This window comes from Pseudomonas sp. KCJK9000, assembly GCF_046230725.1.
In the GTDB taxonomy this organism is placed as follows: domain Bacteria; phylum Pseudomonadota; class Gammaproteobacteria; order Pseudomonadales; family Pseudomonadaceae; genus Aquipseudomonas; species Aquipseudomonas promysalinigenes.
Window position 1 is genome coordinate 124,777 of the sequence record NZ_JBJJLN010000001.1, and the last position, 18,630, is coordinate 143,406.

Genomic DNA, 18,630 nt, shown 5'->3' on the forward strand with positions numbered 1-18,630 from the left:
TGGGCTGTGTACTTGGCGATGCTGCAAATACCATTTAGATATTTTTTTATTGTTCCATCTGTTTCAATAGTCTTGGTTCTGCCGATGATTATTGCTGAAATCAATAATTGGATATGGGGGGCGGCGCTCGATCTCGCAGGCGCAGAAAAACTCAAGACGAAAAAAAAGGAGAGCCGAAGCTCTCCTCGTTCATCAATAACCCCAGCCGTCAGCCAATGGTCATCAAACTGGCGTTACCGCCTGCCGCCGCTGTATTCACACTCACCGCTCGCTCGATCACCAGGCGCTCCAGGGCAATCTGGTGGTCGCCACTGGACAGCCCATGCACACCCACGATCGCCCCGGCACGCTTGGCCACTTGCTGGCACACGCCGCGCAGTTGGTCCGAGTCGCCGTGGTGGATGACAGCGTCGAATGCCACTTCATCCTTGCTCCAGTCGCTCACCAGCTTGACCTTGGCCTGCAGCTCCTTCGGCAGGCGGCCGCGCAGGGCCTTGCCTGGCTCGCCGTCCACCCATACCGCCGAGCTGCCCACAGCCAGCACGGCAGCCAACTGCGCCAGCAGGTCGGCCTCGTTGTCTGCCAGGCACAGCACATGTTCGCGCGGCAGGATGGTGTAGCTGTTGCGCTCGCCGGTAGGGCCTGGCAAGAGACGGGCGATACCGCTCTGCGATTGGCTGGCGAACTGTTCGCACAGCGTAGCCAGGTCAGCGTTTTGGTTGCTCTGCGCCCATGCCTTCAGGCTGTGCAGCGGCTTGACCAACTGCTCGTGCAAGGCGCGGTCTGGCTGGCCTTGGCCATCGGCCTGCTGGAAATGCCGGCCAACCGCGTCGGCCGGGCGGGTCGACAGCAGGCGGTACAGGTACAGCGGGCCGCCGGCTTTCGGGCCGGTGCCGGACAGGCCTTCGCCACCGAAGGGCTGCACGCCGACCACGGCGCCAACGATGTTGCGGTTGACGTACATGTTGCCGGCATTGGCAGTCTCAACCACCTTGGCGATGGTTTCGTCGATGCGGGTATGAACACCGAGGGTCAGGCCATAGCCGGATGCGTTGATCTGCTCGATCAGTTGATCGAGGTTGCGGCGGTTGTAACGCACCACGTGCAGGACAGGGCCGAAGATTTCACGCTTGAGCTCATCGAAGCTTTCCAATTCGATCAGGGTCGGCATCACGAAGGTGCCGCGTTTGATTTCGGCAGCATCGGCGATCGCCACCTGATATACCGCGCGGCCTTTATCGCGCATGCCTTGGATGTGCTTCTCGATACCAGCCTTGGCTTCGGCGTCGATTACCGGGCCAATGTCCACGGCCAGGCGGTCTGGGCAACCCAGACGGCTCTCGGCCATGGCGCCCTTGAGCATTTCGATCACGCGGTCGGCGGAGTCTTCCTGCAGGCACAGCACCCGCAGCGCCGAGCAGCGCTGGCCGGCGCTGTCGAAGGCCGAAGACACCACGTCGATCACCACCTGTTCGGTCAGCGCCGACGAGTCGACGATCATCGCGTTCTGGCCACCGGTTTCGGCAATCAGCGGGATCGGACGGCCTTGGTTGTCCAGGCGGCCGGCAACATTGCGCTGCAGCAGCCGGGCCACTTCGGTGGAGCCGGTGAACATCACACCTTTGACGCGCTCGTCACCGACCAGGCCGGCACCGACGGTTTCGCCACGCCCTGGGAGCAATTGCAGCACGCCTTCCGGGATGCCTGCCTCGAGCAGCAGGCGCACAGCCTGGGCGGCGATCAGCGGAGTCTGCTCGGCAGGCTTGGCCAGTACCGGGTTGCCGGCAGCCAATGCTGCAGCCACTTGGCCGGTGAAGATGGCCAGTGGGAAGTTCCACGGGCTGATGCACACCACCGGGCCCAGCGGGCGGTGGGCGTCGTTGCTGAAGTCATTACGGGCCTGCACCGCGTAGTAGCGCAGGAAATCTACGGCTTCACGCACTTCGGCGATGGCGTTGGCGAACGTTTTGCCCGCTTCGCGGATGAGCAGGCCCATCAACGGCTGTATTTCAGCCTCCATCAGGTCGGCAGTGCGCTCCAAGATGGCTGCGCGCTCGGCCGGGGGCGTGGCCTGCCAAATCGGCGCGGCGTTCAGTGCGCACTGGATGGCATTGTCGACGTCGGCGACGGTGGCTTCCTGCACGTGGCCCACCACGTCGCGGTGGTCTGCAGGGTTCAACACGGCGACGGCAGCTGTTTCGCTGGCGGCGCAGGCCAGCATCGGAGTGGCTTTCCAGTCGTTCTGAGCGGTGGCCAGCATGGCGCAGGACAGCGATGCCAGGCGATGTTCGTTGGCCATGTCGATGCCGGCGGAGTTGGCGCGGTCGGTGCCGTAGAGCTCGCGCGGCAGCGCAATGCGCGGGTGCGGCAGGCCGATGCCGCCCTCCTGAGTCCCCATGCGCTCGATGCTGGCAACTGGGTCGGCGACCAATTCCTGGATGGAGATGGAATGGTCGGCGATGCGGTTGACGAACGAGGTGTTGGCGCCGTTTTCCAGCAGGCGACGAACCAGGTAGGCCAGCAGGGTTTCGTGGGTGCCGACCGGTGCGTATACCCGGCAAGGGCGGTTCAGCTTGCCATCTGCCACCTTGCCTACAACTTGCTCGTAGAGGGGCTCACCCATGCCGTGCAAGCACTGGAACTCATATTGGCCTGGGTAGTAGTTCTGCCCAGCGATATGGTAGATCGCCGATAGGGTATGGGCGTTGTGGGTCGCGAACTGTGGGTAGATCGCTTCCGGCACGGCCAGCAGCTTGCGAGCGCAGGCGACGTAAGAAACGTCGGTGTACACCTTGCGGGTGTAGACCGGGTAGCCTTCCAGGCCTTCGACCTGTGCACGCTTGATTTCGCTGTCCCAGTACGCGCCTTTTACCAGGCGGATCATCAGGCGATGACGGCTGCGCTTGGCCAGGTCGATGACGTAGTCGATCACATACGGGCAGCGCTTCTGGTAAGCCTGGATCACGAAGCCGATACCATTCCAGCCTGCCAGGCTTGGCTCGAAGCACAGGCGCTCGAGCAGGTCCAGGGACAGCTCCAGGCGGTCGGCTTCTTCGGCGTCGATGTTAAGGCCAATGTCGTATTGCTTGGCCAGCAGGGTCAGCGACAGCAGGCGTGGGTACAACTCTTCCATCACGCGCTCGTACTGGGCGCGGCTGTAGCGCGGGTGCAGTGCCGAAAGCTTGATGGAGATGCCTGGGCCTTCATAGATGCCGCGGCCATGGGACGCTTTGCCGATCGAATGGATCGCCTGCTCATAAGAGGCCAGATATTTCTGCGCGTCGTGCTCGGTCAGTGCGGCTTCGCCAAGCATGTCGTAGGAGTAGCGGAAGCCCTTGGCCTCGAAGCGGCTGGCATTGGCCAGGGCTTCGGCGATGGTTTCACCGGTGACGAACTGCTCGCCCATCAGGCGCATCGCCATGTCGACACCCTTACGGATCATCGGCTCGCCACTTTTACCGATGATGCGCGTCAGCGAGGAGCTCAGGCCCGTTTCGTTGTGGGTGGAAACCAGTTTGCCGGTCAGCAGCAGGCCCCAGGTGGCGGCGTTGACGAATAGCGACGGGCTGTTGCCCAGGTGTGGCTGCCAGTTGCCGTTACTGATCTTGTCGCGAATAAGGGCGTCGCGGGTGCCCTTGTCAGGGATGCGCAGCAGCGCCTCGGCCAGGCACATCAGCGCCACGCCTTCCTGAGACGACAGCGAGAACTCTTGCAGCAGGCCCTGGACGATGCCAGCACGGCCGCCAGCGCTCTTCTGATTGCGCAGTTTCTCGGCAATGCTTGCGGCCAGCTTGTTGGTCGCTTCCGCCTGTGCAGTGCTCAGGCGCGCCTGCTCAAGAAGCATCGGCACCACCTCCTGCTCAGGGCGGCGATAAGCGGCGGTGATCGCCGAGCGCAATACCGACTGCGGCAGAATGCTTTCGGCAAATTCGAGGAAGCACTGGTGGGCGTGGTCTGGCTGGACTTCCCCGGCATCGTCAACCAAGCTGTTTGCATGGCCGTTCAGCTCGGTCAAAGTGGCACCACCCTCTAGCTTCTCCAGATAATTGAAGATCGCTTGCTTGATCAACCAATGCGGCGTGCGATCGATCGATTGCGCAGCTGCTTTGAGTCGTTCACGGGTCGGGTCATCGAGTTTGACCCCAAGGGTGGTCGTCGCCAATTTCTTATCCTCATTATTGCCACGGCTGTGGCTTAAGCTGGCATCAAGATTATCTGTAGGAGATTTCGGGTGCAACCAGGTGCAACCCGTTTTTTCACAAGAAAAGGTGCAACTCGTCTGAGGCGATTTCCTACCGTGTGAAAAGAATCCTTTATGGTGCGTTTTCTTCTATGTAGGCGCTCTTTTGCTCCAAAAAGAAGCAAGAAACAGGATTTTTCCTAAAGGGTACGGCCGGGTGCAACTGTCAAATGAAAAAGGGTTGCACCGGGTTTGCGTTGTTGCATAGGATTCGCGGCCTGGGTGCAACCGACTTCGCGAAGGTTGCGCATGACATAAAAACAAACGCCAGGGCACACGCATGGGCAATCCACTAACGATCACTTTCGTGGTCTATATCGCGGTTATGGTACTGATCGGTTTCGCCGCTTATCGGTCCACAAAGAACCTTTCCGATTACATTCTTGGCGGACGCAGCCTGGGCAGTGTGGTTACCGCACTCTCGGCCGGCGCTTCCGACATGAGCGGTTGGCTGCTGATGGGCCTGCCGGGTGCCATCTACTTCGCCGGCCTTTCCGAGGCCTGGATTGCCATCGGCCTGACCGTTGGTGCCTACCTGAACTGGTTGTTCGTCGCCGGCCGTCTGCGCGTGCAGACCGAGCACAATGGTGATGCGCTGACCCTACCGGATTACTTCTCCAGCCGGTTTGAAGATGCCAGTGGCTTGCTGCGGATCATCTCGGCCATCGTGATTCTGGTGTTCTTCACCATTTACTGTGCTTCTGGCATCGTTGCTGGCGCTCGTCTGTTCGAGAGCACTTTCGGCATGTCGTACGAAACCGCTCTGTGGGCAGGGGCCGCAGCCACCATCGCCTATACCTTCATCGGTGGTTTCCTTGCAGTAAGCTGGACCGACACCGTGCAGGCATCGTTGATGATCTTTGCGTTGATCCTCACTCCGGTGATCGTGCTGATCTCTACCGGTGGTTTCGATACCACCTTCATGGCCATCGAAGCACAGAACCCGGCCAACTTCGATATGTTCAAAGGCGCCACCTTCATCGGCATCATCTCGCTGTTGGGCTGGGGTCTGGGCTACTTTGGCCAACCGCACATCCTGGCGCGTTTCATGGCTGCCGACTCGGTGAAATCCATCGCCAAGGCTCGCCGTATCTCCATGACCTGGATGATCCTTTGCCTGGCTGGCACCTGCGCCGTGGGCTTCTTCGGTATCGCCTACTTCTCTGCCCATCCAGACCAGGCAGGCCCGGTCACCGAAAACCATGAGCGGGTGTTCATCGAACTTGCCAAAATCCTGTTCAACCCATGGATCGCTGGTGTGCTGCTGTCGGCCATCCTGGCGGCGGTGATGAGTACCCTCAGCTGCCAGTTGCTGGTTTGCTCCAGTGCATTGACCGAGGACTTCTACAAAGCCTTCCTGCGCAAGGGTGCATCCCAGCGTGAGCTGGTCTGGGTAGGCCGCTTCATGGTGCTCGCCGTTGCTCTGATCGCCATCGCCATGGCTGCTAACCCGGAAAACCGCGTGCTGGGTCTGGTTGCATACGCTTGGGCCGGCTTCGGCGCAGCGTTCGGCCCAGTGGTACTGATCTCGGTCCTGTGGAAAGGTATGACTCGAAACGGTGCGCTGGCAGGTATCGTGGTTGGCGCGCTGACCGTGATCCTGTGGAAGAATTTCGACACCCTAGGCCTCTACGAAATCATCCCGGGCTTCCTGTTCGCCAGTATCGCTATCGTTGTGGTGAGCAAGCTGGGTAGTCCTTCGAAAGCCATGGCTGCGCGTTTCGCAGCAGCGGATGCTGCGTACCACGCCGAGAAGTGATGTGATTGCAGCCGGCGGCAGTCAATGCCGTCGGCTGCTTTAGAGTGCTCAGTTGGCAACGGTGAACTTGCACAGTGTTGCTTCGAACGCCTTTTCCTCGCGAGGGCGGATCAATGCCCTGTATTCGCCGGGCTCACAGCCCTGCAGGGTCAGTTGCCAGGTGGTGTCGCCGGAGCTGGAGACCACTCGGTTTTCGATGACGTTGCCTGGCCTGGTCAGTTCCACGACTGCTGTGTACGGGGCATTGGTGATACCCAGTACACCGTGGAGTTTAACTTCAGTGCCACTCACGTCTGCTTTGATGGAGGCTTTCATTTCAGGTACTCCTGGTTGGTAGGAGGCTTGAGTATCAGCAGCGCTGGTCGGCGGTCGGAGCTGGAATTGGGTCCCGGTCAGGACGGGGAGCACCTGACGCCGTCACCGTGAACGGGTAAACTTGCCGTCCGCGCAGGAGTTGCCATGAACTATCGTCACGCCTTCCACGCCGGCAATCACGCCGACGTTCTCAAGCACATCGTGCTGACCCGCCTCATCGCCCTGATGTCGCGCAAAGAACAACCGTTCGCCTACATCGATACCCACGCCGGCCTCGGCCTTTACGATTTGCAAGGTGATCAAGCGACCCGCACCGGCGAGTACCTTGAAGGGGTGGCTCGCCTATGGGGCCGTGATGATCTGCCGGCCATGGCGACGGACTACTTGCGCATCATCAAGCGCCTCAACGCCGATGGCCAGTTGCGCTACTACCCAGGGTCGCCCGAGTTGGCTCGGCGGCTGATGCGCCAGCAGGACCGGGCGCTACTCAACGAAAAGCACCCCGAAGATGGGCCGCTGCTCAAAGAGAACATGAAAAAGGACCCGCGCGTGGTGGTGCACCTGGGCGAGGGCTGGCATGTGCCACGGGCGCTGCTACCGGTGCAGGAAAAGCGCGCGATCATGTTGATCGACCCGCCATTCGAGCAGGCTGACGAGCTCAAACGCTGCACCACTGCGATGAAAGAGGCGATTGGCCGCATGCGCCAGACCGTCGCGGCTATCTGGTACCCGATCAAGGATCAGCGCTCGCTGACCCGCTTCTATCAGGACTTGACCAGCACCGGCGCGCCCAAGCTGCTGCGGGTGGAGCTGTACGTGCACCATCAGGACAGCCCCCAGGGCCTCAATGGCTCGGGCCTGGCCATCGCCAACCCGCCTTGGGGGCTCGAGCAAGAGCTGAGCGAGCTGCTGCCCTGGCTGGCCAAAGAGCTGGCGCAGACTGCCGGTAGCTGGCGCATGGACTGGCTGATCGCCGAATAATCCGGCACTTGGCCAGCAAGCTCGCCTTGCGGCGCCTGCCGCCCAGGGCCAGCCTGCTGGCGCAGGTTATGCAGTGTCTCGCGCATTGTTTGCGTTATAATCTCGCCCTTTAGCCGCCACCCGCCCATGAGGCCGCTGGCGCATCTCTACCGAATGAAGAGGCTAATCCCTTGGCATTGACGATTCTTGGCCTGTCCGGCGCCCTTAGCCATGACCCTTCCGCGGCCTTGTACATTGACGGCAAGCTGGTTGCCGCCGCCGAAGAAGAGCGCTTCGTGCGTGACAAACATGCGAAGAACCGCATGCCCTACGAGTCGGCGAAATTCTGCCTGGAGCAAGCCGGCATCAAACCGTCCGACGTCGATGTGGTAGCCATCCCCTTCGCTCCCATCAGCCTGTTCGGCAAGGCGCGTTGGCACTACGCCAAGCGCTACTGGTACGCCCCGGATCGCGCCCTGGACGCCATTTTGATGGGCAACCGCCGCTACAAGCGCTACCGCAAGAAGATCGTCTGGTGCCTGGAGCAGCTGGGCTTCGACCCGAAAAAGGTCAAGATCGAACCGGTCGAGCACCACCTGGCCCACGCTTCCAGCGCCTACCACTGCTCGGGCTTCAAGGAAAAGACCGCAATCCTTGGCATCGATGGCAAGGGTGAGTACGCCACCACCTTCTTCGGCTACGGCGAAAACGGCAAGATCCACAAGATCAAGGAATTCTTCGACCCGGACTCGCTGGGTGGCCTGTACGGCGCGATCACCGAATTCCTTGGCTTCGAAATGCTCGACGGCGAATTCAAGGTGATGGGCATGGCGCCGTACGGCGATGCCAGCAAGTACGACTTCTCACGTCTGGCCAGCTTCGAAAACGGCGAATTGGTGATCAATACCGATTACGCCAACGTCATCGGCTTGCGCCGCCATAAAGAGAAGGGCAAAGGCTTCTACTTCTCGCCCAAGCTGATCGAGTGGCTAGGCCCCAAGCGCGAAGGCGACATCGCCGACGAGCCGTACATCCACTACGCGGCCAGCATGCAGGCGCTGTTCGAAAAGATCGCCCTGCAGATGATCGATCACTACCTGGGCGATACCTTGCGTGAAACCGGCAAGCTGGCCTTCGCTGGCGGCTGCGCGCTGAACGTCAAGCTCAACCAGAAGATCATCGCTCGTTCCGACGTCAAGGAGCTGTTCGTCCAGCCGGCTTCCGGCGATGCCGGCACCGCTGTGGGTGCGGCGGCTTACGTATCCCACGCCCGCGGTGTGCCGGTCGAGAAGATGGAGCATGTCTACCTCGGCCCTTCGTACTCCAACGAAGACGTGATCGCCGCCTGCGCTCGCCACCCGAACGCGCCAAAATGGCGCAAGCTCGATGACATGCCCCAGCGTATCGCCAAGATCATGGTCGATGGCAACCCGGTGGCTTGGTTCCAGGGCCGCATGGAGTTTGGCCCGCGGGCCTTGGGTGGTCGTTCGATCATTGGTTGCCCGAGCGTGCCGGGCGTAGCCGATCGCATCAACGAGCAGATCAAGTTCCGCGAGCGCTGGAGACCGTTCTGCCCGTCGATGCTCGACACCGTCGCACCGCAGATGATCAAGGTCGACCATCCAGCGCCGTTCATGACTTTCACTTTCGAAGTGGCTGAAGAGTGGAAGACCCGTGTACCGGAAGTGGTCCACGAAGACGGTACTTCCCGCGCCCAGGTGCTCAAGCGCGAATACAACCCGCGCTATTACGACATGATGAAGGCCCTGGAAGACCTCACCGGCAATGGCGTATCGCTGAACACATCGCTCAATCGCCGTGGCGAGCCGATGATCTGCTCGCCGACCGATGCGCTGAACATGTTCTTCGGGTCTGACCTGCAGTACTTGATCATGGAAGACATCCTGGTCGTCAAGGACGGCGCAGCCGCCTATGACCAGCCGCTCTGAAGCGCGGGTCCTGCAGTTCTGCCATGGCTACGACGGGCCGTTTCTAGACTGTGCCCGTCAGTACGCCAGCCTGTTCCAGGGCAGCGGCTACAAGGTCACCACCGTGTTCCTCACCGGCGCTGCCGACCCGCAGGTTGCTGCGGGCTGCGCGTCGGACGAAGTGTTGTTTCTCGAATTCAGCTCCAAAGCCATACGTGGCCTGAAGCTCGGAGCGATTGGGGCACTGCGGCGCATCGCCGCCGAGCGCAATTTCAGCTTTTGCATCGCCCACCGTTTCAAGCCCATCTATGTAGCGCTGCTGGCTACGAGCTTGCCGGTGATCGGTGTGCACCATGCCTTCGGTGACTATCAGCGCAAGGGGCGACGCTTTTTTGCCAACCTGTTCAGCAAGCGCCTGAGCCTGCTTGGCGTATCGGATGCGGTGCGTGACGACATGCGGCGTTGCCTGGCGAAGTGGCCGGCTCAGCGTATCCAGACGCTCTACAATCGTATCGATATCGACGCCCTGCAAGCAGCCCTCGTACCTCGTGCCGAGGCCCGCGCGGCGTTGGGCCTGGACGCCCAGGCTTGGGTGGTCGGCAATGTCGGGCGCCTGCACCCCGACAAGGATCAGGCGACCTTGCTACGTGGCTTTGCCCAGGCGCTGCCGGGCCTGCCAGCTGGCGCGCGGCTGGCCATTCTCGGCAAGGGCCGGCTGGAGGCTGAGCTCAAGGCGCAGGCTGCCGAGCTGGGTATTGCGGGGCAGGTGGACTTTCTTGGCCAGATACCCGATGCGCGCCGTTATTTCCAGGCCTTTGACGTATTCGCCCTGAGCTCCGACCACGAGCCGTTCGGTATGGTCCTGCTCGAAGCGATGGCGGCCGGGGTGCCGGTATTGGCTACGGCTTGTGGCGGCGCGCGCGAAGTGGTCGAAGGTGTTGGCGTGCTGTTCCCGTTGGGCGATGCCGCGCAGCTGGCGCAGGCGTTGCAGCACATGGGGGGGCTGGATGACCAGCAACTGCAGGCCTGCGCTGGTCATATGCTGCAGCGTTTGCGCGAACGGTTTTCTGACCAGGCAGTGCGTGAGGCGTTCTGGCAGTTGCCTCAGGTTCGTGCAGTGGTGGGGAAGGCTTGATGTTCAATCATGTTCAAGCCTTGCGCGAGCGCGGCTGGCAAGTCATCGATGCGGCCAGCTACGCCCAGGCCTGGGCGCGTTTTGGCGGCAGCGTGGCGACACACCCTCTGGTGGTCGAGCAACTGGCAGGCCTGGCGCAAATCCCCGTGCGCTACCTGGGTTGGTACCAGGCTGGCGCGCTGAGCGCCGCCATCCCGACTTGGGGCCGTCACTTGGCATTGTCCAAGGACGTGCTCAAGCGCACCGGCAAAAAGGCCCTGTTCGACCTCGGCAACGCCGAGATCATCCTGCCGGCAGCTGCTGATGCCGGTGCGCCATTGCGCCACAGCGCCCGTTACCTGTCGGAACTGAACCAGGGCCGATTCACGGGCCTGAAGGTGCAGAAGGAGCAGTTGGCGATGGCGCGCACCCCGGAAGAGCTGTCCAAGAAATTTCGCTACAACCAACGTCGCGAATTGCGTCTGCTGGAAGAAGCGGGCGGTGTGGTGCGCCCGATCAGCGAATTCAGCGCGCAGCAGGTCGCTGCCATGTACTGCGACTTGTTCGCGCGTCGCTGGGGTTTTCCGGCCACCGGCGCCGAGCATATGGCCCAGGTGCTGGAGCGCCTGCGCGAACTGCTGATCGGCTCGGTGTTGATGCTGGATGACAAGCCGATCGCGATCCAGTTGGTGTACCGCGTCGAGGCGCCCGAGTGGATCAGTGTCGAGTACGTCAATGGCGGTGTCGACCCGCAGACCAAGGCCTTCAGCCCAGGTAGCGTATTGAGCTTCCTCAATACTCAGGCAGCCTGGGAGGATGCTCGTGCACGCAACAAGCCCCTGCGCTTCTCGTTCGGTCGGGCCGACCGCGAGTACAAAGAGCGTTGGTGCAACCCCGTACCGGTATTGCACACGTGAGCCGCAAGCAGCAGTTGCTCAAGCGCCATCGGCGCAACAAGCGTCTGGGGCTGCTCGCCTGCCTGGTACTGCTGGTAGCGCTGGGTTTTTTCACCTGGTGGTGGCTACCGCTACTGCTGTTGCCGCTGCTGTGGGCCGCTCACGAAGCCTGGTTCGCCGACCACCTGTTCTACGCGCCGAGCGAGGACTACGCCTACCGTTTCGGTGAGCTGAGCCATGAAGCACCCGTGATGCTGAGCGATGGCCTGCTCAAGGTGGGCGAGGCATTGCAAGGCGACGAAACCCTGATACTCGAGGCGCGGGTGAAAAGCGGCTGGCTGGGGCGCTTGCTCGATCCGTACGTCGTGATGCGCGGCGGCGAGCTGGGCGATCGGCAAACTTTCGAGCGCGGTGTGGATGGCGTGCGCTATCTGAACCTGACCGGTTTGGCCGAGCCGTTGCAGGCTGGCACGCTACACGTGGTTGGCAAATATTGCCGGTTGCTGGGTCAGCCGCGCCTGTGGATAACCCCTAGTGTCGAGTTGCAGCGCCGTCGGGTCATGGTGATCGCGCCCCACGCCGACGATGCCGAGCTGGCTGCCTATGGTGTGTACAGTCAAGCCGATGAAACCTGGGTGGTCACCTTGACCGCCGGCGAGATCGAGGCTGAGCACTATCAGCAAATGGGGCTGGGTGAAGTGGAAGCGGCCCGCTTGAAAGGGCGCCTGCGCGCTTGGGACAGCATTGCCGTGCCACGTTGGGCGGGCGTGCCTGAATCGCGCTGCGTGCAACTGGGCTATTTCTGCTTGCAGTTGCCCGCCATGCAGGCTGCCCCTGATCAGCCTGCTGCGTCGCGCGAAGCGGACATGGCCGATGTCCGTCCGTTTCGCCAGTTCAATTCATTTCCTTTGCCGGCCGACAGCAATGGCGCGCCAACCTGGCACAACCTGCTGGCCGACCTGCGCGCGTTGCTGGAGCTGGCTAAGCCCCAGGTGTTGGTGATGCCGCATCCTCAACTCGACCCACATCCGGATCATGTGTGTGCCCAGGCGGCCGTCATGCAGGCGCTTGAGGGGCTGGCCTGGCAGCCACAGACCCTGCTCTGCTACGCCAACCACCTGCATGACAACGACCGCTGGCCCATGGGTGACAGCGGGGATGGCATCGCTTTACCGCCGCAATTTGACGCAGACCAGGCATGGGCACCATGCGCCGTGCTACTGGATACCGCCACCCAGCGTGACAAGGCCATGGCCTTGGGCATGATGCATGACTTGCAGCCGCGGCTGCCGTTCAAGCGCCGCCTGCGCCGCTGGCTGCAGCGTTGGCTAGCCGGGCGCCGAGCTTCGCCTTACGGGGAAAATGAATTCTTCCGTAAGGCAGTTCGTCGGCATGAGTTGTTCTGGCGGCGAGAGCTGTAAAGTTGACCGAGATGGCGCAAAGCGCCCAAGGAAAGCAATGAAAGTTCTATTTCTGGTACAGAAAGAGCAGCGCGCGATCCTCGATCGTCTGTACGACGGCGTCGCAGCCAACTGCGACTGCGACCTGCGCTGGCTGACCAGTGAAGATCAGCGCAACTTGCGCCGTTATTTCAAGCGTGAAGTGCAGGTCGAGCGCTATGACCGCATTGTGTTCTTCCTGCGTTTCAAGCAGGAGATCCGCCAGGCAGCTTTCATCCGTACGGTGCCGAACCTGGTCATTCTCGAGCACGACGCCTATCAGAACTACATCCCGTGCAAGTACACCGGCAAGTTCAGTGCGCACTACCGCAAGCTGCCGTGGGCACGGGTGATCAGCTCTGGCTTCATGGTCAGTGAGCGGCTGCGTCAGGAGGGCTTCGATGCGGTCTTCGTACCCAAGGGTTACGACGAGCAGCTGCTCGCCGACCAAGGCCGCGAGCGCGATATCGAGTTGGCATTCGTCGGTAGTACCAACAGCGTCGCCTACAGCGGCCGCAAGGCGCTTCTGGACGAGTTGGGGCAGGTCGAACAGTTGGTGGTGACTCGCACCAAGTCAGGTGAAGACTACTGTAACACCTTGAATCGTATTCGATTCTTCGTCAGTGCCGATGTCGGCATGGGCGAGTATATGATCAAGAACTTTGAAGCCATGGCCTGTGGCTGCGTGCTGCTGGCGTATGACCAGGGCGAGGACGAGAACCGGGCACTGGGCCTGCAAGACATGCACAACGTCGTTTTCTATCGCGACATTCCGACGCTGCAAGCCAAGCTGCGCGTATTGCGCGACGATCCTGAGCTGGCCCGGCAGATAGCCATTAACGGGCGCGAACTGGCTGTTTCACGCTTCAGTTTCGCCGCTGTCGGCCAGAGCATCGTCGAACACATGCGCCCGGCCTTGAGGCCCCACCCGCCGTTGTCTGCATGGCAGCGCCTGCGGCTCAACCTTGGCTTCTGAGCTGAACATTCCAGCCTATGCTGGAGGAACTAGTTTTCCAGGCATGCGATCATGTTCTGTCAAAGACGTTGCAGTCCCACTTGGCTTGCACGGGAGAGCGGCGCAATCTCCATGAAAATCCTCAATGTGATGTGGGCAGGCGGTTCGCCGTACCTGTCCATCCATAAAGTCCATCAACACGTGCTCTCGCACGCGGGTGCCGACGCACGTATCAGCCACTGGCTGCTGCTTGGCGGTGAGCTTTGCCACAGCGATCAAAACACCCGTGCTTGGCATATGCCGCAGCGTGCGCTCAAGGGCAAAAACCTATGGCGGCTGTTGCGGCCCTGGTTACGCCTGCGCTTGCGCAAGGCGTTGAAAGAGGCGGGGGCGCAGGTCATTCTGCTCGACGGTATAGGTGTTGCGCGGCTGGTGTTGCCGGTGCTCAAGCATATGCCCGAGGTGCGCGCAAAAGTGTTGTTCCACGGCATGACCCGTTTGACCCCCAGCGACGTGAGCCTGCTGAGCAGGCTGCCTGCCGAGCAAGTATGTGTTGCGGCTGTCTCGGACACCCTGGCGCGCGCGCTGCAGCGGGGTATTGGCCGCCCTGTACAGGCACTGCGCATGGCGTTCGACCCGCTGGCCTTTACCGCGTCACTGCTAGGCCGTGAGCAGGCGCGCCACGTGCTGGCATTGCCGGCAACCGAAGGTGTGTTGTTCGGTGCGGTGGGGCGGCTGGTGGAAAGCAAAGGCTTCGACATGCTTATCGAGGCCTTTGCCAGCGCCGTGGCCCAACAGCCGGGCATACAGTTGGCAATCGTCGGTGACGGGCCGCTGCGTGCCAGCCTGCAGGCACGCATCGACTCGCTGGGCCTGACCGCCACCGTGCATCTGTGCGGGCATCATGACGACCTGGAGCGCCTGTACCGGGCTTTCGACTGGCTGATGGTGCCTTCCCGCGCTGAAGGCCTGGGCCTGGTGGTGCAGGAAGCTGTGATAGCGGATGTACCGGTCGTGTGCACCGACTTGCCGGTATTTCGCGAGCAGTTGCAAGACTCGGCGCGCTACCTCCCGGTTGACGATACCCAGGCCTGGGCCCAGGAGATGGCGCGCTGCGATGCTGCCCGCGCGCTAGTTGTGGCTGGCCAGCAGCGCCGGGCGCTCGCGCCGGAGGTGGCGTGGCAGGCTTTCTGTGACGGTGCCCACAGCCTGCTGCGCGGCTGAGCTCAGCGCGCCAGCAAGGCCGCCTCGAAATCTGCGAGGGGGAAGCGATCGCCCAGGTTCTCTCGCTCGATGTAGCGCACCATGTGCTGAACATTGCGGCGGATCATGCGAGCAGAAAGCGGTGGGCGCAGGAAGCGCATGTCTGCCACGTCGATCAAGCCCAGGCGCTGGTCGGGGGTGACGACCACATTGCCCAGGTGCAGCGAGCGAAAATAGATGCCGCTGCGGTGTAGATGGCGAATCAGATCGATCAGCCTGGGCAGGTAGTGGTCCCAACTGAAGTCGTTTTCGCGCGACATCTGCAGCAGCGTCCGGCCTGGCAGTGGGCGATACAGCACGGCTGTTCTGCCCGGCACGTCGAGCTTGTGTTGGCTTATCACTTCAAGCGTCGGGATACCCAATTGCGCAAGGCGCACAGCGTTGTCGACGAAGCGCTGTGAGTAAGGCCGCAGCAGCGCAGATGAAATAAGTCGCTTACGACGAAATACCTTAAGGATATTACCATCGCCAAGCAGGTAGACTTTGGCGCCATGGCTGTCTGACTCCAATACCTGGGCGCCAAGAATCAGCTGATCGAAGTCGACCTGGGTGAGCCGAGAGCATTGCATGAGATAAGCCTTGTCGTTTGGGCAACAAAATGACCGGCAATAATGCCGAAAATAAAGCGTGAGCACCATCGATGGTGCGTGGATTCAACAGGGGTAAGGATGTTGTATCAACAAAGCTGGGCGCGCGCCTGGTTAGGCTTGGGGCTCATTTGGTTTTTCGGGGCGATAGCCTTGGCACCTTCCAACAAAGTCTACCAGCAAGGGCTTGTCGCATTCCTGTGGCTGCCCACCCTGCTGTTGGCATGGTCGGGGCGTGGCGTGCTGGCCGAGGCCTGGCGGCGGCAGCCGGCGCTCTGGGCGAGCGTGCTGGTGCTGATGGCCTGGTGCTGTTTGAGCCTTGCCTGGACAACGGCTCCCGACCCCTCACGGGAGGCCAAACGTCTGATATACATCCTGGTGTTCTTGTTGGCCTTCCCGCTGGTGGCGCAAGGTGGGCAAGACCGTATTCGCAACCTGCTGCAGCTGGGTTGCGGCTTGCTGGCAATCGCTGCGCTCGTTTCCATCGTGCATTTCTATGGCTTGCAGGCCCAGCCGCTGCAGGCCCGCCTGGCTGGTATCGGTGAAATCTCCCATCCAATTCTGGGGGCCTATGTGGTGGGTGCAGCGGCTGTGCTGCTGCTCTATCAGATGCCCCGTAAGCGTAGCTTGCAGCTCGGCTGGGTGCTTGCGTTGGCCTGCTTGGGTTGTTTCGTGATCATGAGCCAGAGCCGGGGTGCTGCTCTGGCGCTGCTCATTACCGTGCTGATCGCGCCGTTGTGGCTAAGAGACCGCCATAGTCGGGTGCTGGCGGTGGCGGCGGTGCTCGCCACGGCATTGGCGTTCTATGTGATGTACGATCTGATCACCCTCCGAGGCTCCTCCTACCGCCCGGAGATTTTCGAGCAGGCCGTCAGGATGATCGCCGAGCACCCTTGGACCGGCCTTGGGATTGGAGCGGCCTACGACGTGCAGGTGCCTGCTTTGGGCATGCGCTTCGACCATACTCACAACATGTTCACCCATGTGGCCGTTGAGCTGGGGCTGCCGGGGATGCTGCTGTGGATCTGCGTCTGGCTGTTCGCCCTGGGGGAGATCGTTCGCGCACGGCACATCCTGCTTGGCAAGATTCTGCTCGGCCTTTGGGTGTTCTCGACGTTGGCGATGCAATTCGACGCCGCCAGCCTTACCGCAACCCCCCGTGCGGAATGGTTCATCAGTTGGCTGACGGTAGGGCTGGTCATGTTGTTGCCATGGGTGCGTGCCGAAAATGACGCCTGTGGTAAAATTCGCGGTTCAACCTGAACAGCGAGCTCGATGATGGCCGAAACACCGCGACCGGCGGAGCATACTTCCAGCCTGAAGATCTACTTCCGGCTGCTGAGCTACGTGAAACCCTATATCGGCATTTTCCTGCTGAGTATCGTCGGTTTCGTGATTTTTGCTTCGACCCAGCCCATGTTGGCGGGGATTCTCAAATATTTCGTCGACGGGTTGAGCAACCCGCAGGCCGTGCTGTTCCCCAATGTCCCTTACCTTCGCGACCTGCAATTGCTGCAGGCCGTGCCGCTGCTGATCATTCTGATTGCCGCCTGGCAGGGTTTGGGTTCGTTTCTGGGTAACTACTTCCTGGCCAAGGTTTCCCTGAGCCTTGTGCATGATTTGCGGATACAGCTGTTCAATAAGCTGTTGGTGCTGCCCAACCGCTATTTCGACAATCACAATTCAGGTCACCTGATTTCGCGGATCACTTTCAACGTGACCATGGTGACCGGCGCCGCCACCGATGCCATCAAGGTCGTCATCCGTGAAGGCCTGACCGTGGTGTTCCTGTTCGGCTACCTGCTGTGGATGAACTGGCACCTGACGTTGGTAATGGTGGCCATCCTGCCGGTGATCGCGGTGATGGTCAGTGTTGCCAGCAAGAAATTCCGCAAGCAGAGCAAGAAGATCCAGTCCGCGATGGGCGATGTGACCCATGTCGCCTCCGAGACCATCCAGGGCTATCGCGTGGTGCGCAGCTTTGGCGGTGAAGCCTACGAACAGCGCCGCTTTGAAAACGCCAGCCAGAGCAACACCGACAAGCAACTGCACATGACCAAGACCGGCGCGTTGTACACGCCGTTGCTGCAGTTGGTGATCTACACCGCCATGGCGGCGCTGATGTTCCTGGTGCTGTTCCTGCGGGGTGACTCCACAGCGGGTGACCTGGTTGCCTACATCACCGCCGCGGGGCTGCTGCCCAAGCCGATCCGCCAGCTGTCGGAAGTCAGCTCGACCATTCAAAAAGGCCTGGCCGGCGCCGAAAGCATCTTCGAGCAACTGGACGAAGCCCCAGAGGTCGACACCGGCACTGTAGAGATGGCGCGTGTAGAGGGCCGCCTCGAAGTGCGCAACCTGAGCTTCACCTACCCCGGGACCGAGCGTGAAGTGCTGAGCGACATCAGTTTCGTCGCCGAGCCTGGCCAGATGATCGCTTTGGTTGGGCGCTCAGGCAGTGGCAAGTCCACCTTGGCGGCACTGATCCCGCGCTTCTACCACCACGACCAAGGGCAAATCCTGCTCGATGGCGTGGAAATCGAAAACTACCGCCTGCGCAACCTGCGCCGCCACGTTTCCCAGGTGACCCAGCATGTCACCCTGTTCAACGATACCGTGGCCAACAACATCGCCTACGGCGACCTGGCAGGTGCCCCGCGTGCCGATATCGAGGCCGCCGCCGCTGACGCCTACGCCAAGGAATTCGTCGATCGCCTGCCGAACGGCTTCGATACCGAGGTCGGTGAAAATGGTGTGCTGCTTTCCGGCGGCCAGCGCCAGCGCCTGGCGATTGCTCGGGCACTGTTGAAAAACGCGCCGTTGCTGATCCTCGACGAAGCCACTTCGGCACTGGATACCGAGTCCGAGCGGCATATCCAGGCGGCACTGGACCATGTGATGCAAGGCCGTACCACGCTGGTGATCGCCCACCGCCTGTCGACCATCGAGAAGGCTGACCAGATCCTGGTGATGGAACAGGGCCGCCTGGTCGAGCGTGGCACCCATGCCGAGCTGCTCGCGGCTAATGGCCATTATGCCCGCTTGCATGCCATGGGGCTGGATGAGCCGGCCAAGGCCGATATCACCTGACCCGCCTTGATCGGGGCCACATCGGCCCCGATTGTCACGGGAATTTTCCAGGTTGCATCTGGCCGTAAAGCCGCCGCCCGCCCTGTG

13 protein-coding genes are annotated in these 18,630 nt (G+C 61.3%); 10 read left to right on the forward strand and 3 right to left on the reverse strand.

Annotation, left to right across the window (positions count from 1 at the left end; translation table 11 throughout):
• Positions 1–208: 208 nt before the first annotated feature.
• Positions 209–4,162 (reverse strand): trifunctional transcriptional regulator/proline dehydrogenase/L-glutamate gamma-semialdehyde dehydrogenase, encoded by a 3,954-nt coding sequence (gene putA / locus ACK59H_RS00540; protein ID WP_060479280.1) that lies wholly within the window; start codon positions 4,160–4,162, stop codon positions 209–211.
• 358 nt (positions 4,163–4,520) lie between these two features.
• Here putA and putP point away from each other — a divergent pair, with 358 nt between their 5' ends.
• Entirely contained in the window at positions 4,521–5,999 is a 1,479-nt protein-coding gene (gene putP, locus ACK59H_RS00545; RefSeq protein ID WP_060479279.1) for a sodium/proline symporter PutP, read from the forward strand.
• A 48-nt stretch (positions 6,000–6,047) separates the two neighbouring features.
• On the opposite strand, the gene ACK59H_RS00550 is transcribed toward putP, so the two are convergent.
• The gene (locus ACK59H_RS00550; protein ID WP_060479278.1) at positions 6,048–6,314 is read right to left on the reverse strand and encodes a hypothetical protein; all 267 of its coding nucleotides are present in this window, start codon (positions 6,312–6,314) and stop codon (positions 6,048–6,050) included.
• Between the two features lie 144 nt (positions 6,315–6,458).
• On the opposite strand from ACK59H_RS00550, the gene ACK59H_RS00555 reads away from it, so the two are divergent.
• From ACK59H_RS00555 to ACK59H_RS00585, 7 genes are all read left to right on the forward strand, one after another.
• The gene (locus tag ACK59H_RS00555) at positions 6,459–7,295 is read left to right on the forward strand and encodes a 23S rRNA (adenine(2030)-N(6))-methyltransferase RlmJ (RefSeq protein ID WP_060479277.1); all 837 of its coding nucleotides are present in this window, start codon (positions 6,459–6,461) and stop codon (positions 7,293–7,295) included.
• A 170-nt stretch (positions 7,296–7,465) separates the two neighbouring features.
• Positions 7,466–9,223: a carbamoyltransferase gene (locus tag ACK59H_RS00560; protein WP_060479276.1), complete on the forward strand. Its 1,758-nt coding sequence runs from the start codon at positions 7,466–7,468 to the stop codon at positions 9,221–9,223.
• Positions 9,207–10,337, forward strand: coding sequence for a glycosyltransferase (locus tag ACK59H_RS00565; protein ID WP_060479275.1), 1,131 nt, complete (start codon positions 9,207–9,209; stop codon positions 10,335–10,337). Before ACK59H_RS00560 ends, ACK59H_RS00565 begins: the two co-directional genes overlap by 17 nt.
• Entirely contained in the window at positions 10,337–11,233 is an 897-nt protein-coding gene (locus ACK59H_RS00570) for an antimicrobial resistance protein Mig-14 (RefSeq protein WP_060479274.1), read from the forward strand. Before ACK59H_RS00565 ends, ACK59H_RS00570 begins: the two co-directional genes overlap by 1 nt.
• Positions 11,230–12,633 carry a PIG-L deacetylase family protein gene (locus ACK59H_RS00575; protein WP_060479273.1) on the forward strand — a complete coding sequence of 468 codons (1,404 nt, stop codon included), beginning with the start codon at positions 11,230–11,232 and terminating at the stop codon, positions 12,631–12,633. The genes ACK59H_RS00570 and ACK59H_RS00575 overlap by 4 nt, the downstream gene beginning before the upstream one ends.
• 37 nt (positions 12,634–12,670) lie before the next feature.
• Positions 12,671–13,627: a glycosyltransferase gene (locus tag ACK59H_RS00580; RefSeq protein WP_060479272.1), complete on the forward strand. Its 957-nt coding sequence runs from the start codon at positions 12,671–12,673 to the stop codon at positions 13,625–13,627.
• Between the two features lie 111 nt (positions 13,628–13,738).
• Positions 13,739–14,830, forward strand: a complete 1,092-nt coding sequence (locus ACK59H_RS00585) for a glycosyltransferase (RefSeq protein ID WP_060479271.1) — start codon at positions 13,739–13,741, stop codon at positions 14,828–14,830.
• A 2-nt stretch (positions 14,831–14,832) separates the two neighbouring features.
• On the opposite strand, the gene ACK59H_RS00590 is transcribed toward ACK59H_RS00585, so the two are convergent.
• Positions 14,833–15,438 carry a hypothetical protein gene (locus ACK59H_RS00590; protein ID WP_060479270.1) on the reverse strand — a complete coding sequence of 202 codons (606 nt, stop codon included), beginning with the start codon at positions 15,436–15,438 and terminating at the stop codon, positions 14,833–14,835.
• Between the two features lie 99 nt (positions 15,439–15,537).
• On the opposite strand from ACK59H_RS00590, the gene ACK59H_RS00595 reads away from it, so the two are divergent.
• Both ACK59H_RS00595 and msbA read left to right on the forward strand, forming a co-directional pair.
• Positions 15,538–16,719, forward strand: a complete 1,182-nt coding sequence (locus tag ACK59H_RS00595) for an O-antigen ligase family protein (RefSeq protein ID WP_060479269.1) — start codon at positions 15,538–15,540, stop codon at positions 16,717–16,719.
• A gap of 15 nt (positions 16,720–16,734) precedes the next feature.
• Entirely contained in the window at positions 16,735–18,543 is a 1,809-nt protein-coding gene (gene msbA / locus ACK59H_RS00600) for a lipid A export permease/ATP-binding protein MsbA (RefSeq protein ID WP_060479283.1), read from the forward strand.
• Positions 18,544–18,630: the final 87 nt, after the last annotated feature.

Coding starts and splice junctions, on each gene's coding strand:
- ACK59H_RS00555 (WP_060479277.1), top strand. CDS start 6,459: ATGAACTATCGTCACGCCTTCCACGCCGGCAATCACGCCGACGTTCTC.
- ACK59H_RS00590 (WP_060479270.1), bottom strand. CDS start 15,438: ATGCAATGCTCTCGGCTCACCCAGGTCGACTTCGATCAGCTGATTCTT.
- ACK59H_RS00580 (WP_060479272.1), top strand. CDS start 12,671: ATGAAAGTTCTATTTCTGGTACAGAAAGAGCAGCGCGCGATCCTCGAT.
- ACK59H_RS00585 (WP_060479271.1), top strand. CDS start 13,739: ATGAAAATCCTCAATGTGATGTGGGCAGGCGGTTCGCCGTACCTGTCC.
- ACK59H_RS00565 (WP_060479275.1), top strand. CDS start 9,207: ATGACCAGCCGCTCTGAAGCGCGGGTCCTGCAGTTCTGCCATGGCTAC.
- putP (WP_060479279.1), top strand. CDS start 4,521: ATGGGCAATCCACTAACGATCACTTTCGTGGTCTATATCGCGGTTATG.
- msbA (WP_060479283.1), top strand. CDS start 16,735: ATGGCCGAAACACCGCGACCGGCGGAGCATACTTCCAGCCTGAAGATC.
- ACK59H_RS00595 (WP_060479269.1), top strand. CDS start 15,538: ATGTTGTATCAACAAAGCTGGGCGCGCGCCTGGTTAGGCTTGGGGCTC.
- ACK59H_RS00570 (WP_060479274.1), top strand. CDS start 10,337: ATGTTCAATCATGTTCAAGCCTTGCGCGAGCGCGGCTGGCAAGTCATC.
- ACK59H_RS00550 (WP_060479278.1), bottom strand. CDS start 6,314: ATGAAAGCCTCCATCAAAGCAGACGTGAGTGGCACTGAAGTTAAACTC.